Origin of the sequence: Algoriphagus aquaeductus, assembly GCF_003253485.1 — a bacterium.
GTDB classification, from domain to species: Bacteria; Bacteroidota; Bacteroidia; order Cytophagales; family Cyclobacteriaceae; genus Algoriphagus; species Algoriphagus aquaeductus.
In genome coordinates this window covers 443,216-467,537 of the sequence record NZ_QKTX01000002.1, presented here as the reverse complement: position 1 = coordinate 467,537, position 24,322 = coordinate 443,216, and the positions used below count along the sequence as shown (strand labels likewise).

Annotated in this window: 27 protein-coding genes; 10 read left to right on the top strand and 17 right to left on the bottom strand. The window is 44.9% G+C overall.

Features of this window, described 5'->3' with window-relative positions; translation table 11 throughout:
• Positions 1-152: 152 nt before the first annotated feature.
• From CLV31_RS04405 to CLV31_RS04380, 7 genes are all read right to left on the bottom strand, one after another.
• Positions 153-1,268, bottom strand: a complete 1,116-nt coding sequence (locus CLV31_RS04405; protein ID WP_111391645.1) for an amidohydrolase — start codon at positions 1,266-1,268, stop codon at positions 153-155.
• A 48-nt stretch (positions 1,269-1,316) separates the two neighbouring features.
• Positions 1,317-2,429, bottom strand: a complete 1,113-nt coding sequence (locus CLV31_RS04400; protein WP_111391644.1) for a Fic family protein — start codon at positions 2,427-2,429, stop codon at positions 1,317-1,319.
• Between the two features lie 136 nt (positions 2,430-2,565).
• Positions 2,566-2,715 carry a hypothetical protein gene (locus CLV31_RS21790; RefSeq protein ID WP_181452569.1) on the bottom strand — a complete coding sequence of 50 codons (150 nt, stop codon included), beginning with the start codon at positions 2,713-2,715 and terminating at the stop codon, positions 2,566-2,568.
• Between the two features lie 55 nt (positions 2,716-2,770).
• The gene (purE, locus tag CLV31_RS04395) at positions 2,771-3,286 is read right to left on the bottom strand and encodes a 5-(carboxyamino)imidazole ribonucleotide mutase (RefSeq protein ID WP_111391643.1); all 516 of its coding nucleotides are present in this window, start codon (positions 3,284-3,286) and stop codon (positions 2,771-2,773) included.
• Positions 3,283-4,428: a 5-(carboxyamino)imidazole ribonucleotide synthase gene (locus tag CLV31_RS04390; RefSeq protein WP_111391642.1), complete on the bottom strand. Its 1,146-nt coding sequence runs from the start codon at positions 4,426-4,428 to the stop codon at positions 3,283-3,285. Before CLV31_RS04390 ends, purE begins: the two co-directional genes overlap by 4 nt.
• A gap of 60 nt (positions 4,429-4,488) precedes the next feature.
• On the bottom strand, positions 4,489-4,635 hold the full coding sequence (locus tag CLV31_RS04385; RefSeq protein WP_111391641.1) for a lmo0937 family membrane protein: 147 nt from the start codon (positions 4,633-4,635) through the stop codon (positions 4,489-4,491).
• Between the two features lie 73 nt (positions 4,636-4,708).
• Positions 4,709-6,469 (bottom strand): MutS-related protein, encoded by a 1,761-nt coding sequence (locus CLV31_RS04380; protein WP_111391640.1) that lies wholly within the window; start codon positions 6,467-6,469, stop codon positions 4,709-4,711.
• 99 nt (positions 6,470-6,568) lie between these two features.
• Between CLV31_RS04380 and CLV31_RS04375 the strand changes: the two genes are divergently transcribed.
• The 4 genes from CLV31_RS04375 to CLV31_RS04365 all read left to right on the top strand — a co-directional run bounded on the left by CLV31_RS04375 (position 6,569) and on the right by CLV31_RS04365 (position 9,340).
• On the top strand, positions 6,569-7,033 hold the full coding sequence (locus CLV31_RS04375; protein WP_245943317.1) for a hypothetical protein: 465 nt from the start codon (positions 6,569-6,571) through the stop codon (positions 7,031-7,033).
• Between the two features lie 62 nt (positions 7,034-7,095).
• Entirely contained in the window at positions 7,096-8,295 is a 1,200-nt protein-coding gene (locus tag CLV31_RS04370; protein ID WP_111391685.1) for a GTP-binding protein, read from the top strand.
• A gap of 18 nt (positions 8,296-8,313) precedes the next feature.
• Positions 8,314-8,481, top strand: a complete 168-nt coding sequence (locus CLV31_RS21785) for a hypothetical protein (protein ID WP_181452568.1) — start codon at positions 8,314-8,316, stop codon at positions 8,479-8,481.
• Between the two features lie 31 nt (positions 8,482-8,512).
• On the top strand, positions 8,513-9,340 hold the full coding sequence (locus tag CLV31_RS04365) for a hypothetical protein (RefSeq protein ID WP_146250859.1): 828 nt from the start codon (positions 8,513-8,515) through the stop codon (positions 9,338-9,340).
• Between the two features lie 56 nt (positions 9,341-9,396).
• Here CLV31_RS04365 and CLV31_RS04360 read toward each other — a convergent pair whose 3' ends face one another.
• From CLV31_RS04360 to CLV31_RS04350, 3 genes are read right to left on the bottom strand one after another with little or no spacing between them, the layout of a single operon-like run.
• On the bottom strand, positions 9,397-10,227 hold the full coding sequence (locus CLV31_RS04360) for a mechanosensitive ion channel family protein (RefSeq protein ID WP_111391637.1): 831 nt from the start codon (positions 10,225-10,227) through the stop codon (positions 9,397-9,399).
• 23 nt (positions 10,228-10,250) lie between these two features.
• Complete coding sequence (locus CLV31_RS04355) at positions 10,251-10,955, bottom strand: methyltransferase domain-containing protein (RefSeq protein WP_111391636.1); 705 nt, start codon at positions 10,953-10,955, stop codon at positions 10,251-10,253.
• Complete coding sequence (locus tag CLV31_RS04350) at positions 10,952-12,031, bottom strand: type III polyketide synthase (RefSeq protein WP_111391635.1); 1,080 nt, start codon at positions 12,029-12,031, stop codon at positions 10,952-10,954. The genes CLV31_RS04355 and CLV31_RS04350 overlap by 4 nt, the downstream gene beginning before the upstream one ends.
• 90 nt (positions 12,032-12,121) lie before the next feature.
• Between CLV31_RS04350 and CLV31_RS04345 the strand changes: the two genes are divergently transcribed.
• Positions 12,122-13,018 (top strand): UbiA family prenyltransferase, encoded by an 897-nt coding sequence (locus tag CLV31_RS04345; RefSeq protein WP_111391634.1) that lies wholly within the window; start codon positions 12,122-12,124, stop codon positions 13,016-13,018.
• On the opposite strand, the gene CLV31_RS04340 is transcribed toward CLV31_RS04345, so the two are convergent.
• Positions 13,019-14,137: an NAD(P)/FAD-dependent oxidoreductase gene (locus tag CLV31_RS04340; protein WP_111391633.1), complete on the bottom strand. Its 1,119-nt coding sequence runs from the start codon at positions 14,135-14,137 to the stop codon at positions 13,019-13,021.
• Between the two features lie 159 nt (positions 14,138-14,296).
• Between CLV31_RS04340 and CLV31_RS04335 the strand changes: the two genes are divergently transcribed.
• Together CLV31_RS04335 and CLV31_RS04330 are read left to right on the top strand one after the other, a co-directional pair.
• Positions 14,297-16,786, top strand: a complete 2,490-nt coding sequence (locus CLV31_RS04335; RefSeq protein WP_394335947.1) for a zinc-dependent metalloprotease — start codon at positions 14,297-14,299, stop codon at positions 16,784-16,786.
• Positions 16,787-16,866: 80 nt separating this feature from the next.
• Positions 16,867-17,280: a Fur family transcriptional regulator gene (locus CLV31_RS04330; RefSeq protein WP_111391631.1), complete on the top strand. Its 414-nt coding sequence runs from the start codon at positions 16,867-16,869 to the stop codon at positions 17,278-17,280.
• Here the strand turns inward: CLV31_RS04330 and CLV31_RS04325 are convergent.
• Complete coding sequence (locus tag CLV31_RS04325) at positions 17,277-17,504, bottom strand: hypothetical protein (protein WP_111391630.1); 228 nt, start codon at positions 17,502-17,504, stop codon at positions 17,277-17,279. The two genes, CLV31_RS04330 and CLV31_RS04325, sit on opposite strands and share 4 nt — an antisense overlap.
• Positions 17,505-17,654: 150 nt before the next feature.
• On the opposite strand from CLV31_RS04325, the gene CLV31_RS04320 reads away from it, so the two are divergent.
• A complete protein-coding gene (locus CLV31_RS04320; RefSeq protein ID WP_111391629.1) occupies positions 17,655-18,128 on the top strand; it encodes a YcxB family protein in 474 nt (157 codons plus the stop codon).
• A gap of 402 nt (positions 18,129-18,530) precedes the next feature.
• On the opposite strand, the gene CLV31_RS04315 is transcribed toward CLV31_RS04320, so the two are convergent.
• Complete coding sequence (locus CLV31_RS04315; RefSeq protein WP_111391628.1) at positions 18,531-19,031, bottom strand: fasciclin domain-containing protein; 501 nt, start codon at positions 19,029-19,031, stop codon at positions 18,531-18,533.
• 175 nt (positions 19,032-19,206) lie between these two features.
• Here CLV31_RS04315 and rlmH point away from each other — a divergent pair, with 175 nt between their 5' ends.
• Together rlmH and CLV31_RS04305 are read left to right on the top strand one after the other, a co-directional pair.
• Positions 19,207-19,680 carry a 23S rRNA (pseudouridine(1915)-N(3))-methyltransferase RlmH gene (gene rlmH / locus CLV31_RS04310; RefSeq protein WP_111391627.1) on the top strand — a complete coding sequence of 158 codons (474 nt, stop codon included), beginning with the start codon at positions 19,207-19,209 and terminating at the stop codon, positions 19,678-19,680.
• Between the two features lie 102 nt (positions 19,681-19,782).
• Positions 19,783-20,613, top strand: a complete 831-nt coding sequence (locus tag CLV31_RS04305; protein WP_111391626.1) for a hypothetical protein — start codon at positions 19,783-19,785, stop codon at positions 20,611-20,613.
• Positions 20,614-20,748: 135 nt separating this feature from the next.
• Here the strand turns inward: CLV31_RS04305 and CLV31_RS04300 are convergent, their stop codons facing one another.
• From CLV31_RS04300 to CLV31_RS04285, 4 genes are all read right to left on the bottom strand, one after another.
• Positions 20,749-21,207: a DUF6252 family protein gene (locus CLV31_RS04300; protein WP_111391625.1), complete on the bottom strand. Its 459-nt coding sequence runs from the start codon at positions 21,205-21,207 to the stop codon at positions 20,749-20,751.
• A 128-nt stretch (positions 21,208-21,335) separates the two neighbouring features.
• On the bottom strand, positions 21,336-21,851 hold the full coding sequence (locus tag CLV31_RS04295) for an FKBP-type peptidyl-prolyl cis-trans isomerase (protein WP_111391624.1): 516 nt from the start codon (positions 21,849-21,851) through the stop codon (positions 21,336-21,338).
• A gap of 21 nt (positions 21,852-21,872) precedes the next feature.
• The gene (locus tag CLV31_RS04290; protein WP_111391684.1) at positions 21,873-23,570 is read right to left on the bottom strand and encodes a capsule assembly Wzi family protein; all 1,698 of its coding nucleotides are present in this window, start codon (positions 23,568-23,570) and stop codon (positions 21,873-21,875) included.
• Positions 23,570-24,238: a hypothetical protein gene (locus CLV31_RS04285; protein WP_111391623.1), complete on the bottom strand. Its 669-nt coding sequence runs from the start codon at positions 24,236-24,238 to the stop codon at positions 23,570-23,572. Before CLV31_RS04285 ends, CLV31_RS04290 begins: the two co-directional genes overlap by 1 nt.
• Positions 24,239-24,322: the final 84 nt, after the last annotated feature.

Here is a 24,322-nt window from a genome sequence, read left to right as displayed (position 1 = left end):
CAGTCAACACGAGTAGAAAATGTGAAAAATTGGTCTGAAAAAAACATCGGGCAAACCACTCTTTCCAAGAGATTAAAAACCTTAAAGTGGGATGCAAATAAAAAACCAAAAATGGCACAAATTTGACACCCCACCTGTCAGGTTTTGAAAACCTAGCAGGTCTCCTTTACCAACTCCCAAAACATCTCCACTCCCGTCTCAATCAATTCATCCGGAAAGTCATAGGTTCCTTCATGCAGTTGTGGACAACTTTCTCCGGAACCCAAACCAAACAAAAACGAAGGACAAACCTGGGAAAACAAGCCAAAATCCTCTGACCAGCGGAAAGGTTCTGGTTTTTCAATTAGACTTAATCCCAATTTTTTGGCTGCATTTTCTACTAGGGAATACAAATCCGGATCATTGACTGATACGGCGAATTGCTCTACAAAAGAAAACTCCACCTCCAGTCGCTCTGATTTGGAGATTACACGGGACTTTTCCTTCACCTTTTCGATCAGGTTGTCCAAATCCTCCTGATCAAAAGCCCTCAAAGTCATACTCAAACTCCCCTTTCCCGCACTCGTTCCAAAAGCCAAACTGCCCAACTTGGCATGGATCAAAGTCAGCAAAGCAAAGCCATTTGCTTCTAGAGGCAACTTAGGCAATTCTTGAATGAGTGTGGCAAGTGCATTTGCCGGATTGATGCCTGCTTCCGGGTGGGCGGAATGGGAGGTTTTACCGGTCAGGGAAATTGTCATTCCGGTACTTCCAGCTGCAAAAGTTCCTTTTCTCATCACAATCTGATGCAAAGGATAACCGGGAAGATTATGCAACGCAAAAGCAATATCGGGTTTGATCTGCTCAAATCTGGGGTCTGTAAGTACCGCTCTTGCTCCATCTCCGGTCTCTTCTGCCGGCTGGAAAAGAAGCAAGACTTCCCCGGATTCGGGTCGGTTTTGGGAAAGCTTTACTCCCAAACCGCAAAGAATCGCCATATGCCCGTCGTGTCCGCAGAGATGACCTTTGCCGGGAATTTGGCTCTGATGGTCGCTTTTCTTCAAATCGGCAATCGGTAATCCGTCTAATTCACAGCGAAAAAGAAGTCTTTTCCCCGGTTTTACTCCCTGAAATACAAAAGCAAGCCCGGTTCCTCCAAGATTTTCTAAAATCTGATCCGGAGCTAAAGGACGAAAAAACTCCAAAATCCGCCTTGCGGTCTGGGTTTCCTCGAGAGCTGTTTCAGGAAATTGGTGAAGCGTATGACGGAGTTGGATGAGATGGTTCATGGAATTTATATCTCCTCCAAGGGCTAAAGTCCCTTGGAGGGTTTGGTTTTAGGATTCTAAATTTACCTGATAGTGAACACTTCGTCCTCCCCCTTCGGCTATCAAAATCCCCAAATCCCGCAAATGCTGAAGGTCTCGGGTAGCGGTAGCCTTAGAAGCACCGGTAAGGGACATGTATTTTTTGGCATTCATACCTCCCTCAAAACCATCCGGACCTTCGTCGAGCATACGGTTCAAAGCTTTGAGTTCCCGCTCATTCAACTCGTCCCGAAAGGTGTCAAACAGTTGGGTCTTTTTCAAAGAAAACTCAATCAACTCCTCTACTTTTTCCTGAGCCTTCAACACCACTCCGGCAAAATAAAGTAGCCATTTATCCACCTGAAGCGTGCGTTGTGCCAGCTTGAGCTGCTCGTAATATTGATTTCGGTCCGATTCGATGACCTGAGAAAGACTGATCAAAATCGGTTGCGCTACTCCTTGATGGAGCGCTTTTTCGGCTAATGCCCGGCCGATTCGACCATTACCATCTTCGAAAGGATGAATGCTCTCGAAGTACAAATGCACCAAGGCCGATCGCAAAATCGGATTAAGAATCTGCTTAGCTCCACCGGGAACTGTAGCATTAAACCATATGATGAATCGATCCATTTCCATGGAAACTTGATCGGAGGGAGGTGCTTCGAAATGGACAATTTCTTTTCCTATCGTACCGGAAACCACCTGCATGGGTTCAGTTCCACTTCGCCATTTTCCGGCTTGGATGTAGCGATTGCCTTCCATCAGCATCTCATGCCAGGAAAAAAGCAAAGTATCACTAAGCGGCTCCTGCCAAGACTGTCGTACCGCTACCATCAGTTTGGCAATGCCTTTGGCACGATGATCCTTGACCAATCGGGGCTGCTCTTCGTGAATGCCGAGATTCTTTTTGAGCGAGGACATCACATCGACCCGGCTGAGAAATTCTCCCTCGATCTCAGAAGTTTTGATCGCTTCAGACAACAGAATATCCACGAGTAGTTGGTCTTTCTTCTCGGAAGGAATTCCGGCGTACTGCCCGTTGGATTTACCGGATTTCAGCAGGAATTTGAGCTGAACATCCTCGATCAATCCTGGGGTAAACTGAAATTCCGGCCATCCTGTCTGTTGCCAATTGTAGCTCATGAGCCGATTAAGATTCTTATTCAGCTCAAATATATCAATTTTTTGAGCCGATTATTAACTTTATTCGGCTCAATATTCTAAAAATAATGAGCCGATTAGTAATCCTAATCGGCTCATTGGAGAATTTTCGAATGAATTACAACTGCCCTGATCCAAACTGAAACCCCAGCCAAGCCCCGCCCAGCATCAATAAAAGGGTCAAAAAAATCAGCAACAGAAGGGTGGAGAGAGGCATTTCCCAATCTTCCCCACCGAATTTGAATTTGACAGGTTTGTTCCAATCCATAGCTCGACTATTTTAAAATTAGCCTTGGAAATTGATCATTGAAATTGGCCATTGATCATTTCTTCAACACCGCTTTCCAGCCCTTTTCCTCAATCTGGGCGGCGGATTCTTCGACTTTTTGACGAAGCCCTGCTTTGAAAGCATCCATTTTTTTTCCCACTTCTGCATCATACGCTCCCACCATAGAAGCCGCCAAAATCCCGGCATTTTTGCCTCCATTCAGCGCGACTGTCGCCACCGGAATCCCGCTTGGCATCTGCAAAATGGACAAAACACTATCCCATCCATCGATGGAATTGGAGCTCAGCACAGGGACTCCGATCACCGGAAGACTGGTCAGGGAAGCCACCATCCCCGGAAGATGCGCAGCACCGCCTGCACCGGCAATGATCACTTTGATCCCACGCTCGCGTGCCGAACCTGCATAGTCGATCATCCGCTGAGGGGTCCGATGAGCACTTACCACGGTAAGCTCGTAAGCGATTCCGAGTTCTTCGAGAAACTGCGCAGCTTCTGCCATGATCGGGAGGTCAGACTGACTTCCCATGATGATTCCTACCTGTGGGTTCATGAGATGGATTTTATTTTGATCAATTCTTTGATTCGGTTGGCTTTGGCTTTGAGAGACTCCACATTTTCATCCAAAATGGTCACATGCCCCATTTTGCGGAAAGGCTTGGTCAGTTTTTTACCGTAAAGGTGAATGTAAACTCCCTTTTCGGCCATGGCCTCTTCTTTTCCCTCCACGATCGCTGGGCCGGAAAATCCGTCTTCCCCCAGCAAGTTGATCATGGCAGCTGGGCATCGCAACTCGGGATTGCCTAGGGGCCAGTTCATCACTGAACGCAGATGCTGCTCAAACTGAGAAGTAAAGTTGGCTTCGATGGTATGGTGACCGCTATTGTGCGGACGGGGGGCAATTTCGTTGACTAGCACATCCCCTGATTTGGTCACAAACATTTCTACAGCCAGGATTCCGACCATATCCAACTTTAGGATTACGGCTTTGGCGATTTCCTGAGCTTTGGCCTCTACCTCGGGAGAGATTTCTGCTGGAGCAAAAAGAAACTCGACCAAGTTAGCCGTCGGGTGAAAAGCGCACTCTACCGCCGGATAGGCGATCAGTTCCCCGTTTTCATTTCGGGCCACGGTCACAGCAATTTCTTTGTCGAAATCGATCAGCTTTTCCAGCAGTCCAGGAGCATCAAATGCCTGCTCCAGATCCGCTTCAGTTCTCAAAATCTGAACGCCACGGCCATCGTAACCTTCCTTACCCAATTTATTAACTGAGGGAAGAAAGGACTTTTTGGAAATAACGTCGGCTTTATTTTCAGTCAAAATAAAATCAGCAGTAGGAATCCCATGCTGCTGATAAAACTGCTTTTGCTCGCGCTTATCTTGGATAAGCTTCAAAATGTGTGGTTGTGGAAATACTTTTTTGCCCTCATCGGCAAGCTTTTGCAGGGCATCGGTATTGACTGCCTCGATCTCCACGGTGATCACGTCGCAGTTTTTGCCAAAAGAATATACTGTGTCAAAATCCTTGAGCGACCCAACCTGAAAATGCTGTGCAATGTCCTTACAAGGCGCATTGGGATCGGGATCGAGGATGTGAATGTCTTGGTTGTAATTGATGGCGGACTGGATCAGCATGCGGCCGAGCTGTCCGCCACCAAGTACACCTAATATCTGATTGGGAGAAATCTGGGTCATAGCTGGCCCAAAATTAACAGATTACCCCGAAATCAGCGCCTTTAAATACACAGACTCCTATCAAGCTCCCCGAATCAATCGAAGCAAGATGGAAACGAGAGCCAAGACCAACAGAATATGGATCAATCCGCCTACACTATACACAAAGAATCCCAAAATCCACCCAATGATCAAAATCAGTGCGATTAAATACAATAAAGAACTCATGACGATTTGGATTTAGTTAAACAATTGATTTACAACCTAAATTAGCCAATCCCAATGCCAACAACTAGAGAATCTAAAATTTAATCCCCATCAATTCCATCAATTTATGGGCATTAAAGCTCGGACAGGGGCCTTTTTTGAGTTTATAATCAAAGCGAATCGTCTGATCCTGGATTTCCGAATGAAATGAAAAATTGTGGATTTTCTCCACAGTTTGCTCCAACTCAGCCAATTCAATATCATGCGTACTGATGATGCCAAACCCTTTAGTCTGGAGAATTTGGGCAATCAATGCCCTGGATCCGGATATTCGATCTTGTGTATTCGTCCCTTTTAGGATTTCATCCAAAAGAAAAAAAATCGCTTCACCTGATTCAAGCCGAGTGATCAACGTGCGTATTCTGTTCAGCTCAGCATAGAAAGAACTGACACTCTCTCCCAGGTTGTCTGAATTTCGCATGCTGGTATACAACTGAACGGCTCCAATTTTAAACTGATCCGCAAATGGACGAAGTCCCAGATTGACCAAAACGGCATTGATCCCTAAGGTGCGCATAAAGGTCGTTTTTCCACTCATATTGGCGCCGGTGAGCAGAATCACTTGCGGATGTTCGCCTATCACCAGCGAATTGGGTATAGAGGCTGCAGGTAGAATCAAAGGATGAGAAACATTTTCTCCGGCCACAACTTTTTCTTCTACCCATTTCACTTCTCCCGGATATCCTACCTCCACTTCAAAACTTCCAAGGGAAACCCACACTTCAAATTCTTCGAGATTTTCAGAAAGATGCTGAAGGGAATCGCCGGATTTTTTCTTCCAGTGAGCCAATTGAAGCACGAGCAAAAAGTCTGTCCAAAACAATAGATTGATAGGTAAATAAAGCAAATTCAGCCGATTTTGAACCCAAAGGCCCAAGCGATCCAAATGCTGAATCTGCAGCGAAACAGGAGTTCCATTCCGGAAAAAACGGGATTGAAGGGTACCTAAAATTTCAGTGTGAAAAGTCTCTTTTTCTATTTTCTGCGACCGAATCGACATGGATTTCATTTCGGAAGAAGAAGGGATATGGTCAGCGGCTCTTTTCAAAGTCCTGAAAACCAAAGATAAAACCAAGACTCCCATAATAATCCAAATGCCCAACAGAGCCTGAGGGATCACCCCCAACCCCGCCAAGACCAGCAAAGTCGCTCCGCCTACAGGCCCAATTCCCGCCAAAATTTGATGCAAAAATGTAACCCGCTCAGGCTCGGCTACCCATTTGCTCCAAGGCTTTTGTAAAGGATTTTCTTTGGAGAAAGCCAAACCTACGGCCTCCATCGCTCGGAGAAATGTAGGTTTTTCGCGCAGCTCAGATACGGCAGCTTGGCGCTTTTGGGCTTGAAGAACGGAAAATTCCGATTTTAAAAGATTAGCCAGTTTTACCCTTCCCCCGTGGGAGGTGGCGTGATTAAGAAGTTGAAACAAGGAATGTGACCCAAACAAATCCAAGTCCCCGGAAAAGGGATGTGATTTCTCGGCAAATTCTGTCCCTTCGTCCAATCCGCCAAGGGTTCTGTTTTGCCTGGATTGTTTTCTGGCTTCCAGGAGGCTAACTGCGAGATAGATCGCCTCCTGGTCTTTTGCGGCATTGAATTTTTGGATCAAAGAAATAAACAGCCAAATCGTCGCCAGTGCAGGGATCAACCAGACAGGATGCTCGGCTATCCCCAGAATGACTAAAACACCAAACGCCAAAAATGCCGCCAGTCGAAAACTACTCAACCGAACCGCCTTCCCACGGATATCCTTAAGCTTTCGCTCTAAATTTTCACTATTGAAATCCAACTCATTCATGGACAAAGATAGCCAAAGTGAAAGATGTAACAGGAATTATAAATGCAACATGATTGCATTTATTAAAGATAAGAACTAGCTTTGTTTGACAGATTATCTATGATGTTGCTTAAAAGGTTATCGATTCTTGGTTTTACATTAGGTATTATCGGGCTATCAGGATCCCTTGGGTTTTCCCAAACCCCGACCAGGCTTTGGGAAATATTTTCTAAAACAAGGTTTCAGGAAAGGTTCAACAAAACGCACGGACTGTATTTCTACTATCCACAGTTTAGCCCTGAGCTCCTCGCTCTACAGGGCAAATCTGTGGAGCTTCAGGGATTTTTTATCCCCTTGGATACCAGCCCTTCCAAAACCCTGATTCTCTCTAAATATCCTATGGCGGAATGCTTTTTTTGTGGGGGAGCAGGTCCGGAGACCATAGCGGTGGCGTACCTCAAAAATCCCCCATCGCGAAGGCTCAAACTTGACCAAATCATTAAGGTCAGAGGTATCCTCCAGCTCAACGCGGATGATGTGGAAGAGATGACCTTCATCCTTCAAAACGCAGAAATCATTTCTTAAACCCAAGCATGTCCTTGGCCAGCACAGGCTCAATGTGGGACAGAATATCAATCACAATGAAGATGGAAAATTCAAAAAAACTCCCTGTAACCGTTTTGAGCGGATTTTTGGGAGCCGGCAAAACTACCTTGCTCAATCACATCCTGCACAACAAAGAAGGGCTCAAAGTGGCCGTCATCGTCAATGACATGGGTGAGGTCAATGTGGATGCCCGACTGATTTCGGAGGGAAACACCCTATCCCGAACAGATGAAAAGCTTGTAGAAATGAGCAATGGTTGCATCTGTTGCACGTTGCGGGAAGATTTGATGATCGAGATTGAAAAACTGGCAACTGAAAACCGCTTCGATTATTTACTGATCGAAAGTACGGGCATTTCCGAGCCTCTCCCAGTCGCGCAAACCTTCAGCTTTGTGGATGAGGAGAAAGGTATTGACCTATCCCGGTTCAGCAGACTGGATACTTTGGTCACGGTCGTGGATGCCTTGAATTTCCCTCAACAGTTTGGAAGTGGAGAAACCGTCTATTCTTCCGGACTCAATGAAGACGAAGAAGATCAGCGATCCATAGTCAACCTGCTAACCGACCAAATTGAATTTGCCAATGTCATCCTGCTGAACAAAACAGACCTGGTCAGTCCGCAACAGGCAGGTGAATTAAAAGCAATTCTTTCCAACCTAAATCCAAAAGCAAAAATCATCGATGCCCAATTTGGTAAAATCAATCCCTCTTTGATCTTGAATACCGGTCTTTATGATTCCGCCGAACTGGAAGGAACAGAAGCCTGGCAGGAGGAGCTCAGCAAGATCCATACTCCGGAAACGGAAGAATATGGAATCAAAAGCTTTGTATTTCGTGACCGACGCCCATTTCATCCGCAGCGGTTCTGGAATTACATATCCAAATCTTGGCCCTCCAGCATTCTCCGGAGCAAGGGTCTGTTTTATTTAGCCTCAAGGAAAGATCAGGCCATATCCTGGTCCCAAGCCGGAGGAAGCCTCAAGGCAGAACCTATGGGAGTTTGGTGGGCTTCGATGCCTTTCAATCAGAGAATTCAATATGCTTCCTTCATCGAGAATCAAGCCTTGATTGAATCCAAATGGCATAAAAACTTTGGAGATCGGCTCAACGAGCTGGTTCTTATCGGGCAGTTTCCGGACGAAGAGCAAATCACCAAAGAACTTGAAAAGTGCCTGCTCACCAATCAGGAGCTGATGTTATATTTTTCCAACAAACCTTTTTCAGATCCTTGGCCGTTTTAATGAAAAAACAGACTGAAAATGAGTAAGAAACAAAAAAAAGCAGAACCCCTGGCTGAAGAATGGGACTTGAGTGAAGGATTCGGTATTCTGCCCAGAGACATTTCGCTGACTCAGAATATCGGATGCGTGGGAGGAAAGTCAAAAAAACCGGAACCATCCAAAATCAAAACTGAGAATAAAGAGTAGATTTAGGTTCACTTTTATTCCATCAATTCTTATGAAAATTTCATCATTATTCAGGACTTACGCCTTCTTATTCTCGTTGTCGGTGATTTTATTCTCCTGCGAAAAAGATCCGGATACAATTGTCCCTGAACCTGACCTTTCTCTGGTAGAAGACGAATTCAAAGTCAACACCGCGATGGAGGATTTGGACAATCTCACGCTCAATGCCATGGAGGCCAGTGGCCTTGGATTTAGATTGGAATCAGCATTCAATGGCGGTCTATGTTCAACAGCAAAATTGACCCATGATATTCCCACCAAAAAAATCACGGTAGATTTTGGAACAGGATGCACTTCCAACGGAGTCACCCGAAAAGGCAAAGTGATATTTACCTATACGGGAAGCGTTTTGATTCCCGGTTCCAGTGTGGTCACCACTTTTGAAGCTTATGAGGTCAACGGGCTCAAAATCGAAGGAACCCGTACCATCACCAATACGGGTATCAACATCCAGAATTTTGAAATCACCCTAGCGGTAAAAGTTCAAAATGGAAAGATCACCTGGACGGATGGGAAGACTTCTTCTTTCAATACCGATCAAGTAAGAAAAGTATCCTTGACTCCCACGGGATATGCCGCTTCGATCACAGGTACAGGAAACGGAACAAGCAAAGGTGGAACCACCTACACCGCTGCGATCACAGAGCCACTCATCGTGACTCAATCTTGTGTCGAATCCGGTATTTGGATACCCAACAAAGGAAAAATCAATTTCAACTATCAATCCATTGTAGTCACCGTGGACTACGGTTTTGGAGATTGTGACAAAAAACTGGAGATCACCTATCCGGGAGGGGTGAAAGAAGTGGTATTGGATTAACTCTTTTCTGAAAATCAAAAAAGGCTGGCCATTTTATGACCAGCCTTTTTTGCGTTTTAGTCCTGCTTGACGTGGTGCAGAACCCGCTGTGGGAATGGGATTTCTATATCGTGGGTCTCAAATGCTTCTTTGATTTTTTCCATTGTTTCCCAATGAACCGGCCACAAATCCGGGGTATCTGTCCAAATTCTGATGATCAAATCCAAAGAGCTATCTCCAAATCCGCTCAGCCAAACGACAGGAGCGGGCTCTTTATGAATCCGCTCATCTTGGGAAACCACCTGAAGGATAACCTCTCTTGCCTTTTTCAAATCCGTTCCATAGGCGACTCCAACTTTTATTTCTGACCTTCGGGTGGGTTGAGAATTGAGATTGACCACTTCTGAATTGGCCAAAGCGCCATTGGGGATAATCACCTCCTGATTGTCAAAGGTGGTCATGTGAGTGTATAGGATGTCAATTTTTCTGACGACTCCGGTAAATCCTTTCCCGGTGATCGCATCTCCTACCTTAAATGGCTTAAATAACAAGATCAAAACCCCGCCGGCAAAATTGGAAAGTGAACCCTGAAGAGCCAAGCCGATCGCCAAACCTGCTGCACCCAAAATCGTCAGAAACGAAGTCATCGGTACACCCAAAATGGTGGCCACTCCGATGAAAAGGGAAACGAACAGGATGGCTTTGACCAAGCCGACCAAAAACGTATTTAGAGATGGGTTAGAATCTCTTCTTTCCAGGATCTTTTGAAAACCCGAAAGAAATTTGTTGACCAAAAATTTCCCCAAGAAGTAAAATAAAAGTGCGTAAATCAGTGAGGGGACAATCTTATAAGCCAGCTGAATGCCTTCATCCAAAAGTGTTTTCACTGTTTCCGGTGATAATTCCATAAATCAATTGTTAAGGTTAAACATTAAACTCGAACACAAATCTGCCAGCGGAATGCCCAATACCATCGGATTTGAAAAGTTTCAAATCCGGATTTTTCCAGGATTCTCATCCAGTCTTTTCTGGAAAAACTCCTTAAGACAGATAGCGGCGCATCATGCTGTACCATCGGAGATCTGCTAAAGATCCGGGTGAGCCATTTGATGCTATAGTAGGCCAAGGGATGGCGGTGTAGGTCATTGATGACTAGGCCAAGTCTGGCTTTTTGACGCAATGCTTTAAACAATATCACTAATTCGCTGTCGGTAAAGTGATGGGTAAAAAGCGTGCAGGTGACAATATCTGTTTTTTGAACCGTAAATTCTGGCTCAAAAACATTCAACACCTCCCATTGGACAGATGACAAATCTAATTGTCTAACCCTGGCCAATTCGATAATGTTCCCATTGGCATCGATTCCGGTGAAATTGGCGGGGATTTTTCTCCTTTTTGCCCAATTATCCATTACCCGGATCATATCTCCACCTCCACAGCCGATATCCGTAATTTCGTAGACAGGTTGGGGATTTTGTTGAATCAGTCGCTCCAAACCCAGAGTAGTTACCTGATTACCCCCCAGCCAGCGATTGATGGTTTTCAACTCTCTAAGCGTCTGCTCCAAAACCGGACCGGAACACTCCAGATCATCCATGATTTCCTTTTCGTTGCTTCTCTTCGAAAAAATACTCATCGCTTTTCCAAGTGGAGCGTTTCCAAGGTCAATCCGGGCCCAAAACCCATCGCTAAAATTTCTCCCTCCAGCGATGTATCTCTGAGCATCTTTTCCAAAACAAAAAGAATACTGACCGATGACATGTTTCCAAAATTTTTCAAAACATCCAAGGCATGAAAGTTTACCTCAGGAGCCCATCCGAATGCCTCCTGGACTTTTTGCAAAATCTGCTTTCCACCCGGGTGAATCGCAAAGTTCTTAATCTTGGAGACCCGGAAAACTTCTTCAAATACTGTTGCCAAATTGCGTATCCCCTGGTCTAGCAGCGATGGGATATATTGGCTCAGGCGCATTTCAAACCCAAAATCGCCTATCCCCCAAGCCATATCTTTTTCTCCTTCCCGAATGACCTGACTTAGGTAATTTTTGATGCTCAATCCCTTATCCGACTTCATGACCAATGCTGCCGCTGCCCCATCTCCAAAAAGTGAATTGGCCAAAAGATTGTCTTCCGTGTATTCCTTTTGAAAATGTAGCGTACACAGTTCGACCGCCACGACCAATACTTTGGCATTTGGTTCTGCTTTCAGGATTTTGTCAGCCAGCTTTAAACCGGTAAAGGCGGCATAACATCCCATAAAGTGGATGCAATACCGCTCAACTGAATTACTTAGGGAAAGCTTTTCGATCAAATCCAATTCTACACCAGGGGCTACCATTCCCGTACAAGAAACCAAGATAAGGTGGGTTACTTGTCCGGGTTCTGCCTTGGCCTGATCCAAAGCAGATAAGCTGGCCTCAAATGCCAGCTTTGGCGCCTCCTTTTGAAAAATCTCCATTCGGGCTTTAGTCCCAGGAAAGGGATGAAGTGCTTTGTTTTTGGGGAAAAAGGAAAAATCCACCGGATTTTCTTTCTCAAAATCCTCCAATACACTGTAGCGGGAATCTATTCCAGACACCCGATAAAAAAATTGAAGCTTCCTGCTTTCCAATTCATCCAGCTGATGGGCTATCTGCATAAATCGGGAAATTTCGCGCTGCGGAATCGGCTTTCCGGGATTGGAAATACCAATACTTATTATGCTGGAATCCATCTAATCAAGTTAGGAGAATATTTCTAATTTAGTCGGTACTCTATCAACCCTTTCCTCACAATAAGGTTAAGTAGACTATCCAACTTTGTTATGATCACCCGCTCCAGCATCCGCCACCTACGTATTCCTTTTTCTCTTTTCCTCATGCCGGTGTTTTTCTTTGCCCTGTCCTTGACTCCCAATCTCAATGGAGAAAGACTGCTGCTGGTATTTTTGGCGCTGCATCTGTTTCTATACCCGAGCAGTAATGGGTACAATAGCTACTTTGACAGAGATGAGGAAAGTATCGGAGGACTGAAGTTTCCTCCCAAAGTCACTCCGGATTTGTATTGGCTTTCCCAGACCTTCTTTTTCATCGCTTTGGTATTGGGCGCATGGATCAGTTGGGGTTTTGCCAGTATGCTCGCAGTCTATGGACTCGTGAGCATGGCTTATAGTCATTCTTCGATCCGACTTAAGAAATTTCCCTGGACGAGTTGGGTCATTGCCGGACTATTCCAAGGCTATTTCACCTTCGGCATGGCCTATGCCGGACTCAGTGATTTGGGTTGGGAGGTGATCTTCAAGTCCCATGTGGTCATTCCCGGCATGCTGACCAGCTTGATGCTTTGGGGCAACTATCCGTTGACACAGGTCTATCAGCATCGGGAGGATGCACGTAGGGGGGATCAGACACTGAGCAGAACTTTGGGTATCAAAGGGACTTTCGCCTTTTCAAGTATCATTTTTGGGCTGACAGGAGCTGCTTTTGTCTGGTTTTTCCTGGACCGAGGGCAGGAAAGTATTATTTGGGTCTACCTTGGAGCTATGGCGCCTATTCTGCTGTTCTTTTTGATTTGGTTTGGATTTGTACAATCTAATCCGGAAAAATATGCTTCCTACAGTTGGGCCATGGGAATGAATGCTATCTCAGCGCTAACGCTCAATGCATTTTTCCTGTACTATTTTCTGGAAAACACCCAAATCATGCAGGTATTTGGCTACTGATCAAAACGGCTGACCGTGGGTATTTCGCATAATCAAGTGGGCAGCGAAAGGCACGTGCTCGATCAGATTGCGGGCAATCACCGAGCCTTTTCCCGATCCGAAAAGTTTTTGGACAGTCCTTCCCACGGCCAATCGCTTCTTGAATTGGGCATTCCAGGAAGTAAAGTAACGTTGCTCTATCTCTTTTCGGGATGTTCCATGATCCAAGGCCTCCACGGCAAGTTTGGCCGAATGAATCGCCATTGCCATTCCATTCCCACAAAGCGGAGTGATCAATCCCGCCGAGTCACCGATCATCAGGATGTGGTTTTCGACCGGTAGCTTCGACTCAAAATTAATTTCATTGATCACCTCCGGTTTGTCTAACAGGAACTCGCTTTCACTAAAAATTCTTTTCAGGATTGGATTCTTCCACAGAATCTGCCGCTCCATTTCTTCAATGGAACCATAGGCTCGGAGTTGTTCTCGACTTCCGAGGTAGCAAAGATTATATTTTCCCTCTTCGATGGCATTTAGTCCACAATACCCGCCTCTGAAATTATGTAAGGCTACGGTATCTCTTGAAAAATCTGTCTTTATATGATATTTCACGCCGATATACGGACTTCGCTGAAGGATGAAATTTCTATGGAGCGATTTATCAAGTTTGCTTCTTTTGCCAAAAGCTCCCAAGACAAACGGAGTGTGGATCACTCTTGAATCGGAGAGGGCTAGGTGGAACAGATCTGATTTTTCATCAAAATTCACTTGAGCCACCTGAGTACCGGTCCTTACACTTACCCCTTCATCCAAAGCCTTATGGTACAACCATTCATCAAGGAAGTGTCGGCTTATCCCAAATCCCCCTAGATCCAAGGGAATTGTGACCGATTTTCCCCCTGTATCCGAAAACTCAAACTGATGGATTTGAGGCAAATCAAGAAAATCCGGATATAGGCCATGTCGAATCAAGAAGCTTACCACCTCATTGGACACATATTCTCCACATACCCTGTGAAATGGATAAGTTTTCTTTTCGATCAGCTGTACTTGATGTCCGCTTTTGGCCAAAAGAAGGCCTGAGATTAGCCCAGCCAACCCTCCACCTACGATCACCACTTCTTTTTTTTGCTTCTCCAAGTGCCTTTGATTTTATGATGCAACCGTTTATAAAAAATTAAGTTTAACTGTCGGCTTATCCCAAGGTTTGGAAGTTATTTTATTTTCCAATCAATTATGAAAGCTATGAACAAAACCCTACCCAAATTACTGAGGAGAACCACCTTTGTATTGGGTCTGATGGGCGCACTGCTTCAGGCTGAGGATACTTTCGCACAGAAAAAAAAGAAAAAAGGTGCCGAAACTCCTGCTGCCGCTGCTCCTGCCCCTGCCGCAAGACCCCAAAACAATGGACCCGCGAATGGTCCAAAGCCTTACAAAGAAGTCATCACTGCTCGCGCCAAGTCCAAAGCAGGTCTTTTTAAGGTTCACCAGATCGAAGACAAATATTTCTACGAAATCCCCGATTCCCTCCTGGGTCGTGACATGCTCATGGTCGTGAGAATCGCCAAAACTGCCGATGGAATCGGATATGGTGGGGAAAACACCACCAACCTGATGGTGCGTTGGGAAAAAAATCAGGACGACATCCTGTTGAAAGTGGTATCTGTCAACAACTATGCTGCAGATTCGCTTCCCATCTCAATGGCGGTAAAGGCATCCAACTTGGAGCCGATCCTTCAAAAATTCGCCATCAAATCACGGGCGACTGACACTACCGGGATCGTGATTGAGGCCACCGATTTGTTTACCAAAGACAATCAGGCATTGGGGCTTCAGCGAAACAGAAGAACCCAATACCGTGTGACCCGCTTGGACAACGAGAGATCCTATATCCAGCACGTCCACACCTATCCGATTAATATCGAGGCGAGATATGTCTTGACCTATGCTGCATCTGAGCCCCCATCCAATAGCGTAACAGGCTTGATCACTTTGGAAATGAACGCCTCAATGATCCTGCTTCCCAAAGAGCCGATGAAGCAACGTCTTGCTGATCAGCGTGTAGGATGGTTTGCAAGATCCTATGTGGATTATGGCGCTGATGAGCAAAGAGCTACTTCCAGAAGATACCTAGATCGATGGAGACTGGAAGTGAAGCCCGAAGATGAAGAGAAATTCAAGCGAGGAGAACTCGTAGAGCCCAAGCAACCCATTGTATATTACATCGATCCGGCTACGCCGACGAAATGGGTGCCATTCTTGAAGCAAGGGGTTGAAGACTGGCAGAAAGCTTTTGAAGCTGCCGGTTTCAAAAATGCCATCATTGCCAAAGAAGCTCCAAGCCCTCAGGAAGAACCAACCTGGAGCCCTGAAGATGCGAGATACTCGGTAATCCGCTATTTCGCTTCTGACATTCAGAATGCTTACGGACCTCACGTATCTGATCCAAGATCCGGCGAAATCATCGAGTCTGATATCGGATGGTACCACAATGTGATGAACCTTTTGAGAAACTGGTTCTTCATTCAGACCGCTGCAGTCAATCCTGACGCAAGAAGCGTGAAATTTGACGACGAAGTCATGGGCCGCCTGATCCGGTTTGTATCTGCACACGAAGTGGGACACACCTTGGGTCTTCCTCACAACTTTGCTTCCTCCGTGGCCTACCCCGTGGAAAAGTTGAGAGATGCTGCGTTTACCAAAGAGTTTGGCACTGCCCCTTCTATCATGGATTATGCGCGATTCAACTACATCGCACAGCCTGAGGACAAAGGAGTGAGCTTGATGCCGGACGTAGGTCCTTATGACAAATATGCCATCATGTGGGGTTACAAGCCGATTTTGGAAGCAAAAACTCCTGAGGATGAACTTCCGATTTTGGATCAGTGGATCCTGGAGAAGAAAGGCGATCCTATCTATCGCTATGGACGGCAAGGAAATAGCTATGACCCTACCACGCAATCAGAAGACTTAGGAGATAACGCCATGCTGGCTTCCGATTACGGAATCAAAAACCTGAAGCGGATCATGCCTAACCTGATCGAATGGACTACCGAGAAAGACAAGCCTTACAAAGGCTATGCAGATCTGGAGGAAATGTATGGTCAGGTCATCGGACAATTCAACCGATACATGGGCCATGTGCGGACTAACGTAGGCGGGGTAATGGAGATCTACAAATCTTCCGGTCAAGGGGACGCGGTATACACACACACCTCTAAGGAAATGCAAAAGTCTGCGGTAGATTTCTTGAACAAGCACCTTTTTGCTACTCCTACCTGGTTGATGGACGATGCGATCATTTCCAGAATCGGAGACTTTGGAGCTTTGGAAAGAATCCGTGGCATTCAAGTGACCACGCTTAATGGCATCCTGGAATGGGGCCGTCTGGGCAGAGTGATCGAAAACGAAGCCTTGAATGGAAACAATGCCTACAAGATTACCGAGCTTTTTGATGATCTGAGAAAAGGAATCTGGACAGAACTTGCTTCCGGCAGATCCATCGATGTTCACCGCAGAGCTCTTCAGCGTGCACATATTGAGCGATTGGAGCTTATGCTGACGGGTAATGAGCCCCAATTGCCGGCTCAATTCAGAGCATTTGCAGGACCACAAATCAATGCCTCTCAGTCCGATATCCGGCCTATGGCAAGAGGAGAATTGAAAACTCTTCAAAGCCAAATCAGAGGAGCCATCGGTAGAACTTCCGACCGAATGAGCAAACTTCACTTGGAGGATGCTTTGGAACGTATCAACAAAATCCTGAAAGAAACCTCAGGAGAATAATCCATCAAGGGCGTCGAATTCGACGCCCTTTTTTTTCACTTCCCTTTTTTGAGTTAATTTGGAACAGCAAAAGACCCCAAATGATGAATCCAAATTCCATCCTCCAATCCCACAAGCTTAGAGTCACCGATTGCCGACTGGAAATCATTCAGGAGTTTTTGAATAAAAACATTGCGCTGTCTCATTCAGATCTGGAAGAAACCCTCAACAATCAATTTGATCGGGTGACCATCTATCGTACACTCAAAACCTTCCTTGACAAAGACCTAATCCATAAAGTATTGGATGACAGCGGGGCGACCAAGTATGCCTTATGTGCCCATGGTGAATCCGATCACGATCACAGCCACGAACACGTGCACTTCAAATGTGAGGTCTGTGGAGAAACCACCTGCCTGGAGGATGTATCCTTGCCTCAAGTCAAGCTTCCCAAAGGATTTGAAAAAAAGGAGATGAACCTATTGGTGCAGGGAGTCTGCGAAAAATGTCACTAACCCTCCACCGGCTCGGGGGTTTTACTTTTTTTAGGGGTGTCTGAAGGCCAAATCACACCGGGAGGCAGGTCAATTTTAGGAGGAGTCAGATTCTCAATCCCTCCATCCCCATCGTCGCTTCGCTTCCCTTTATTGAGGGAGTTTTTGGTCAGGGTGGCTAGGAAATATACCGAAATCACATAAGCCAACCCACAGACGATAAGATCGATCACCAAACTGTTCATACCCAAAAATTTTACTTAAGATAAAGCAATGAACAGTTTAAATCAATGGAAAAGGCCATTTGTTTTCACCCGAGGCCATTATTTAAGATTTCGATCCATTTGCTTAATCAAGGGGATAGGTGGATATTTGCGCACTCAAATTCCTGATTCATGATTATTAAAACAAAAAAATACCAGCTCGAAACTGGAACCTACATCAAAATGGGGCTGAAATCCATCCTGAAAGAACAGTGGTGGGTCATCCTGATCGCTTTAGCTATTTGCTGTGGTTATTTTTGGATTGCTTCTATTTGGTGGATTATTGGTGCGGTCATCGCCTACGGTCTATATGTTCTTTTTTGGGCTATCCAATTTACCGGAGTTACGCAGATGGAGCAAAACAAGCCTATTTTTCAAAAAATGGCCTACGAGATAGACAGCCGGCAGATTTTGATGAAAATCAATACCAGAGAGGGAATGCCCGTTCAGTGGAATATGATCAAGCGGGTAGAAATGACTGCAGATGCTTTTGTACTTTATCTTTCCAAGGCCCAGTTTATTCACCTTCCTTTCCGGATTTTTAATTCAGACAATGACAAAAAATTTTTGGAAACCATTCTCAAAAGAAAAGAGCTGATTAAATAATTGGATTGATCGCAATTGCACCACCAAGTAAATCCTCTTTGGTAAAAGGATCGGATGCTTCTAACTTCCCGACTCTCATCGGGAAGGTGCTCAGCACAGGCGACCGAAGGATCCCAGATTTCAACTTTTTCGAGAAATTTCTTAATTGAGCTCAGCCTTCTATTGAGAAAGGGGATATTATGATTAAATAAACTGATTATACGCTATTCTGCCAGTTGACGAATATTTCACTGATTTTGGGCTGGAAGACCGATGACCGAAGACCGAAGATTGCCAAAAATATGGCGTTAACTTGGTCTTCTGACCTTTAGAAATGCTACTGGCAAGATTCCGTATATTCATTTTAAATAAAAAGCCCGCTGAAGTGAATTTTCAGCGGGCTTCTGTTTTTTACAGCGTCAATTACATGGAGGGCAATATCACGGTGTCGATGACATGTACCACACCATTGCTGGCTTCAATATCAGCTGCAGTCACCGTTGCATCGTTAACCATCGCTTTTCCTCCTTTAAGAGAAATTGTAACCTCACCGCCTTGAGCTGTTTTTGCCTTCATTCCATCCTTCAGGTCGGAAGACATTACTTTTCCAGGTACTACGTGATAAGTAAGGACAGCAACCAACTGAGCTTTGTTTTCAGGCTTGAGCAGGTTTTCTACAGTTCCTGCCGGAAGCTTGGCAAACGCCTCATTCGTCGGAGCAAATACTGTGAAAGGACCGTCACCCTTGAGCACCTCTACCAAGTCGCCTGCTTTCACAGCTGCAACTAGCGTGGACAAAAACTCTGTAGATACAGCCAAATCAACGATATCGGCATCTACTTCGTGAACATTGGTGTTTTTGGGAGTGAAGGCAGATGCGAAAAAGATCGTCATCACCATCAAAATTGAAAGTACTTTTTTCATGGGTAGAAATAGTTTTGGTTTATGGATGACGAACAGGCTGTTTAGCAGGATTGTTTTCAAATAGTCCAAAAGTAAGTTCAATGGGATGTGGGAAAGAAAGACGGAAAAAATAGGGGATTAACGGAAAAAATGATTCAGAACCTCATGATTTGGTAGTTTTTCGGATATTTATCTCATGCAAATCAAGCTTTTAGCCATTGGCAAAACAGACCACGCCTCCATTCAGGATCTCATTCGTGAATACAGCAGCAGATTGGGATACTATATCCGATTTGATTTGGAAGTCATTCCTGATTTGAAGAATACCAAATCGATCTCAGAAACTACCCAAAAAGAAAAAGAAGGGGAGCTGATTTTAAAAAAAATCCAGACTTCAGATGAGCTCATTTTACTGGATGAACGAGGGAAGACCTTCACATCGATGGAATTTTCGGAATACCTACAGAAAAAAATGAATGCAGGTCTACGCCAGCTCATTTTTGTCATCGGCGGTCCCTATGGATTCTCGGAGGCAGTCTACGCCAGGGCTAATGGGAAGATCTCACTTTCCAAAATGACTTTTTCGCATCAGATGATTCGTCCTTTTTTTATCGAACAGATCTACCGGGCATTTACCATCCTTCGCAACGAGCCTTATCATCACGAATAAAGCGACAGCTTTATCCCAATGTTAAGTTTTGGGTTAATTTTTTTGCTAATGTTATCAAATTGTTAATTTTAGCAACATAAGGTAACACTAGCTTCATGAATCATGAAAAGGTTTGGGTTGTTTGTAGGGATATTCATTTCAATTTTCCGCTTGGGAATTGCTCAGCAGAAACCCCTGCAGCAAGATTACCTGTTTTTTGGCTCTGAGATTGAGAAGGAAATTTGGAATTCAGAACAGAAAAACCCTTACCAACTTTTTAAAGCAGTCAATGCTTTACCGGATCTACCGGATGAAAAGTGGGATATTCTGGTCAAAGAACTAGACCAAAAAGCCGGAAAGGAAAAAGACCAACTCTCCCTACTTCGGACTATTTTTCAAAAAACCCATCAAAGGCTCCTTCGAAAATACGAGCAGCATTCTTCATTTAATGCCATGCTATCCGAAGGCAAGTTTGACTGCGTGAGTGGATCCGCTGCTTTAGGGTTGTTATTGGATCGATATGGATACGATTTTGATGTTGTCGAGACCGATTACCATGTGTTCATTCAAGTGCGCCTGGACGAAAAAACCATCATTTTAGAAAGTACCCTACCGGTAGGTGGCATGATCACCCTTCCTTCAGAAGTAGACAAATACCTCAGTGCTTACCTCCCTCAAAAAGATGCGAAAGCAACTTCATTCAATCAGCGATTGGCAGGTCAAGCGATTGATATCCGCGAAGGTACCATCTTCAGGAAAGTCAACCTGACAGAACTTGCGGGGCTTCAATATTACAATGATGCCATCGTGCACTTCAATACTCAACAGTATGGACAAGCAGTCCAGCAATTATCGAAAGCGTATTTGCTGTACCCTTCAGATCGAATCGAAGGTCTTCGTGAGCTAAGTATCGACTTGGCATACAAGACTTTCGGATACGATCTACGTAAGTAAGCCACGGTCTCCCCGAAGAATCTTCGGGGAGACCGGCTACTTTTCGACACAATCACCCCTCACTGGACGAAAAGAGCCATTTCAAAAAATTAGCCTAACCACCCGATGGCGAACCACTCAGGTGATTGGGCTTGCCTAGCGCATGATATTGATATCGGTAAAGAAACCTTCGGTGATGGTTACTTCTGCTCCCCCTCCAAGTGCGGGTCTAGCAGTGAAAGAAAAAGTACCTGATACTTTATTTCCATCCAGTTTGGTGATGTTCAAGGTGCCGGAAGTAGCATTGTGAACTACCAAATCAGCAGTAGTCCAGACCGCATTGCCGGCCATATTAAATGTCCCTGTACGCTCTTCGGTCATGGTGAATGCAAAGCTCGATCGATCCGTTGCCCCTGCTCCAATTGCGAAAGCCTTGAATCCTCCCGGTAAACTTGTAATTCGGCTATTGCCAGATCCCTTCCAAGCGACACCGTTGATCTTTGCCTCTACATTGAGGGAACCCTGAGGCAGCTCGTCTTCACTGGAACAAGCCATAAATGCGATAAAAAAGCCCAGTAAGGCAACTTTACTTAAAATATCAATCCAATTCTTCATAGGAGTAAAAGGTTAAATTTTTGAAAATGTACTTTTCAAATGTATCCTATGAATACAGGGCCTACCATACGACAAATGCCCTATTCTTTTCAAAACAGGGCATTTGTCAACTCGCTTATTCCTAAAGTTTAATGGTGGTGATGACCGTCCGGTCCATGGGCATGGCCGTGCTCGATCTCCACCGGTTCGGCATCCCGCACTGCGATGACTTTGCCTTCAAAATATAAATCAAACCCTGCAAGAGGAGGATTGAAATCCATATGAACACCCAAATAATCTACCTTCAATACTTCCCCACGCATTTGATTGCCCTTATCGTCTTGCATGGGAATCACCGCGCCTACTTTCAGGACATCCTTATTTTTCTTTCCATCCTCTTTGAAATTCGCCTTGGGGATGATCACTTTTTTGTTTTCATCATAGTCCCCATAGCCATTTTCAAAGTCAATAAATACCGAGAAGGAATCTCCTGCTGACTTTCCTTCGATCGCCTGTTCAAAAAGCGGAAGGACATTCTGGTAGCCAAACAGGAAGTAAAAGGGCTGATCTTCTGAGACCGTTTCGAATAATTCTTTTCCACTTTCTCCGTCATCCACCATCAGGGTGTATGAGACCGCCACGACTTTATCTTTGATTGCTTTCATTGTTTCCGGGTGTTTTTCCTTTTATCTAATGAGGTAAGTGACTCCAATTTGCCCTACAATATTTTTCCGATCATAGCCAGGAACAAAATATCGGTCAGGATCATTTTCCAAGTACCATTTGTAATTGAGGGTATTGACATATTGAAACTTTCCGGAAATAAGCAAGTTTCCAAACTTCCACTCCGGTGTCAAGGAGAAAACCAAATCGACAAACTTGTTTCTGAAATCTTTGGAATCTTCATATCGGTAATAATAAAAATCATTGTTGTACTCGATGCGTTCAAATTGCAAACCGATCTTTTTCAATCCCTCGACCCAGGCGACTCCCACAAAAATCTGATTGCTTCCCGGTCCATTGCCGATGCCCAATACCTGCCCTTGATGGGTGTAGCCATGCCTTACATAATCATGAATATACCAGGTACGGAGCTGACGGATATCCTCTCGGATGGTCTGACCAGACTGGGTCATTTCCGAACTGATCTCCAAGAACCGGTTGGCTTTTTTCAAGGCCATCAAATGCGTAAAACCAAACGTAAATGCTCTTCCTGATTCAGGAGTGGTAATGAAATCGGAAAAAGGCCGGTCATTGTCCCGGGTACCATATTCCCCATAAAACTCAAACCTTCCCTCGGGACTCAACCATCTGAAAAATCCAGAACTGAATTGCTGTCTTTTTTCCTGAATCGGATCATACACATTCTGGGACTTTTTCCTTCCGTTCAAAATTGGGAGCGCATCTGCCAATGTACCTACATCTGACCGATACATATGATTGACCGAACCATAACCCAAAAACAACCCGGGGACCCATTTAGGCTGATACGTCAAAACCAGCCCGGAAAGGTATCGTTGATCATCACGTTTGGGGATAAAGACGGAATTTTGCTGGATAGTGTAATCCGGCCATGGCGGAAGAAATCCCGAGTTTTTCAAAAATCCTGAAATCACCTGACCTTCAAAAGAACCGATCCCGGTCTTAACAGGCTTCCTGGTATTAAGTGTAAAGTGGAGAAACCCGGGTGCATTATTCCCCATCAAAAGTGAATGGCGTCTGGAAGGTCCCCACCAGAGGTTTTCGGTAGAAAGTCCCAGCGAAAATTCTTTGAGATTGAACCGCAGGCTGGACTGCCCGGCAAATAATCGGACCACATCCGTAGTGCCAAATCGTTCCGGCATATCGATGCGGTTCATGTATTCATAGTAAAAAAGAATGGTCGCCTGATGTTCGATTGGAAATCCTTTGTACTCCTGATTATCCGCCCATAAAAGCTCAGGCTGAAGCTGCAGGCTAAACTTCCCATATTCTGCAAAAGCTCCCCAACTGAAAACCTGCTGTATCCCTTTACTGGGGATCATCGCTCCGTCATTTACGCCAAACGCATAATTGGAATTGTACTGAGCGCGATAGATACCCGGCAAAGTAAGAAACTTCCCCTTTCCATCCTTTCCAAAACGATGGTGATATTCTGACTGATCTAAGTCAACCAAAGAACTGTCCAAATCAAATCCGTCCTTCACTCCGAAGGCATCCACCGGGTAAAGCGGACGAATCATCCAGGAAGAAGCCGAATCAATCTTCCCTGTCAACTGTAACCTTCGAAGGTAATCATCCAAAACGGGAGTTCCGACGGGGATCGTTTGTGCAAAAGAGGATGGAATCGTGGCCGCAACCAAAACCCCAAAAAGAATCCCGATCCATCTATTTTTAGCGCTCATCATCTATTGGTTTGAATGGCGAAAACCTGAATACTTGCTACCGACCATGATTCATCACAGACAGGATCAGGACTGTTCAACTGCTTCAATTCTCCGCCCATGAATACACGGACATCCGGATTGGTGTGCTCAATAAGTTGCTCGACCCGGTATCGCGTAGTATAATTTTGGAACGCTCCAAAAATGCATAATCCAGGGAGGTTGGTTTGAATGGCACCGGTTTTGGGTCTATTCTGTCTAAAGTATTGATTGGGGTAGGACTGATAGAGGCAATAAGTAGATTCGCAGGGTGTATTGGAAAAGGTCGTTCGGAAAGTTTCACTCTGATCTAATCCCATGTACCAATAATCGGGGCCGGAAAGACTATCCAGAGGGTTTCCATCCCAAGTGTCATGAATCAGGATTTCGATGGAGAGTTTGAGGTAATTGTGTGGCGGAAGATCCTTCAGATTGACAGCAACTTCCTCATTATGGTAATATCCGGCCAAGGTGTCATTTCTCCAGATGAACAATTTCCCATTTTCAAAACCTGCCAAATTCAAATCCGAAAAATCATTGGAATAGGCCAGAATCTCATTTTCTACTGTTTCGACACAAGAGGATACTCCCAAAATCACCCCAAAAAATGCCGTCAACCACGCTAATCTATACTGCTGAATTTTTCCCATGAAATCTCCTTTACTCAAAAAAACATTGTGCTACAAAGAAACAAAAAACCGACCAAACCCACGTTTTTTCTAGGCACTTTACCT

What these genes read in the sequence shown, in the direction of transcription:
- CLV31_RS04390 (WP_111391642.1), bottom strand. Translation starts at nt 4,428, where the DNA reads ATGACCCAGATTTCTCCCAATCAGATATTAGGTGTACTTGGTGGCGGA.
- CLV31_RS04335 (WP_394335947.1), top strand. Translation starts at nt 14,297, where the DNA reads ATGGGCGCACTGCTTCAGGCTGAGGATACTTTCGCACAGAAAAAAAAG.
- CLV31_RS04350 (WP_111391635.1), bottom strand. Translation starts at nt 12,031, where the DNA reads ATGGATTCCAGCATAATAAGTATTGGTATTTCCAATCCCGGAAAGCCG.
- CLV31_RS04285 (WP_111391623.1), bottom strand. Translation starts at nt 24,238, where the DNA reads ATGGGAAAAATTCAGCAGTATAGATTAGCGTGGTTGACGGCATTTTTT.
- CLV31_RS04300 (WP_111391625.1), bottom strand. Translation starts at nt 21,207, where the DNA reads ATGAAGAATTGGATTGATATTTTAAGTAAAGTTGCCTTACTGGGCTTT.
- CLV31_RS04325 (WP_111391630.1), bottom strand. Translation starts at nt 17,504, where the DNA reads ATGAACAGTTTGGTGATCGATCTTATCGTCTGTGGGTTGGCTTATGTG.
- CLV31_RS04375 (WP_245943317.1), top strand. Translation starts at nt 6,569, where the DNA reads ATGATGTTGCTTAAAAGGTTATCGATTCTTGGTTTTACATTAGGTATT.
- rlmH (WP_111391627.1), top strand. Translation starts at nt 19,207, where the DNA reads ATGCAAATCAAGCTTTTAGCCATTGGCAAAACAGACCACGCCTCCATT.
- CLV31_RS04365 (WP_146250859.1), top strand. Translation starts at nt 8,513, where the DNA reads ATGAAAATTTCATCATTATTCAGGACTTACGCCTTCTTATTCTCGTTG.
- CLV31_RS04295 (WP_111391624.1), bottom strand. Translation starts at nt 21,851, where the DNA reads ATGAAAGCAATCAAAGATAAAGTCGTGGCGGTCTCATACACCCTGATG.
- CLV31_RS04380 (WP_111391640.1), bottom strand. Translation starts at nt 6,469, where the DNA reads ATGAATGAGTTGGATTTCAATAGTGAAAATTTAGAGCGAAAGCTTAAG.
- CLV31_RS04315 (WP_111391628.1), bottom strand. Translation starts at nt 19,031, where the DNA reads ATGAAAAAAGTACTTTCAATTTTGATGGTGATGACGATCTTTTTCGCA.
- CLV31_RS04345 (WP_111391634.1), top strand. Translation starts at nt 12,122, where the DNA reads ATGATCACCCGCTCCAGCATCCGCCACCTACGTATTCCTTTTTCTCTT.
- CLV31_RS04330 (WP_111391631.1), top strand. Translation starts at nt 16,867, where the DNA reads ATGATGAATCCAAATTCCATCCTCCAATCCCACAAGCTTAGAGTCACC.
- CLV31_RS21790 (WP_181452569.1), bottom strand. Translation starts at nt 2,715, where the DNA reads ATGGATTGGAACAAACCTGTCAAATTCAAATTCGGTGGGGAAGATTGG.
- CLV31_RS04370 (WP_111391685.1), top strand. Translation starts at nt 7,096, where the DNA reads ATGGAAAATTCAAAAAAACTCCCTGTAACCGTTTTGAGCGGATTTTTG.
- CLV31_RS04305 (WP_111391626.1), top strand. Translation starts at nt 19,783, where the DNA reads ATGAAAAGGTTTGGGTTGTTTGTAGGGATATTCATTTCAATTTTCCGC.
- CLV31_RS04290 (WP_111391684.1), bottom strand. Translation starts at nt 23,570, where the DNA reads ATGAGCGCTAAAAATAGATGGATCGGGATTCTTTTTGGGGTTTTGGTT.
- purE (WP_111391643.1), bottom strand. Translation starts at nt 3,286, where the DNA reads ATGAACCCACAGGTAGGAATCATCATGGGAAGTCAGTCTGACCTCCCG.
- CLV31_RS04360 (WP_111391637.1), bottom strand. Translation starts at nt 10,227, where the DNA reads ATGGAATTATCACCGGAAACAGTGAAAACACTTTTGGATGAAGGCATT.
- CLV31_RS04400 (WP_111391644.1), bottom strand. Translation starts at nt 2,429, where the DNA reads ATGAGCTACAATTGGCAACAGACAGGATGGCCGGAATTTCAGTTTACC.
- CLV31_RS04320 (WP_111391629.1), top strand. Translation starts at nt 17,655, where the DNA reads ATGATTATTAAAACAAAAAAATACCAGCTCGAAACTGGAACCTACATC.
- CLV31_RS21785 (WP_181452568.1), top strand. Translation starts at nt 8,314, where the DNA reads ATGAGTAAGAAACAAAAAAAAGCAGAACCCCTGGCTGAAGAATGGGAC.
- CLV31_RS04385 (WP_111391641.1), bottom strand. Translation starts at nt 4,635, where the DNA reads ATGAGTTCTTTATTGTATTTAATCGCACTGATTTTGATCATTGGGTGG.
- CLV31_RS04355 (WP_111391636.1), bottom strand. Translation starts at nt 10,955, where the DNA reads ATGAGTATTTTTTCGAAGAGAAGCAACGAAAAGGAAATCATGGATGAT.
- CLV31_RS04405 (WP_111391645.1), bottom strand. Translation starts at nt 1,268, where the DNA reads ATGAACCATCTCATCCAACTCCGTCATACGCTTCACCAATTTCCTGAA.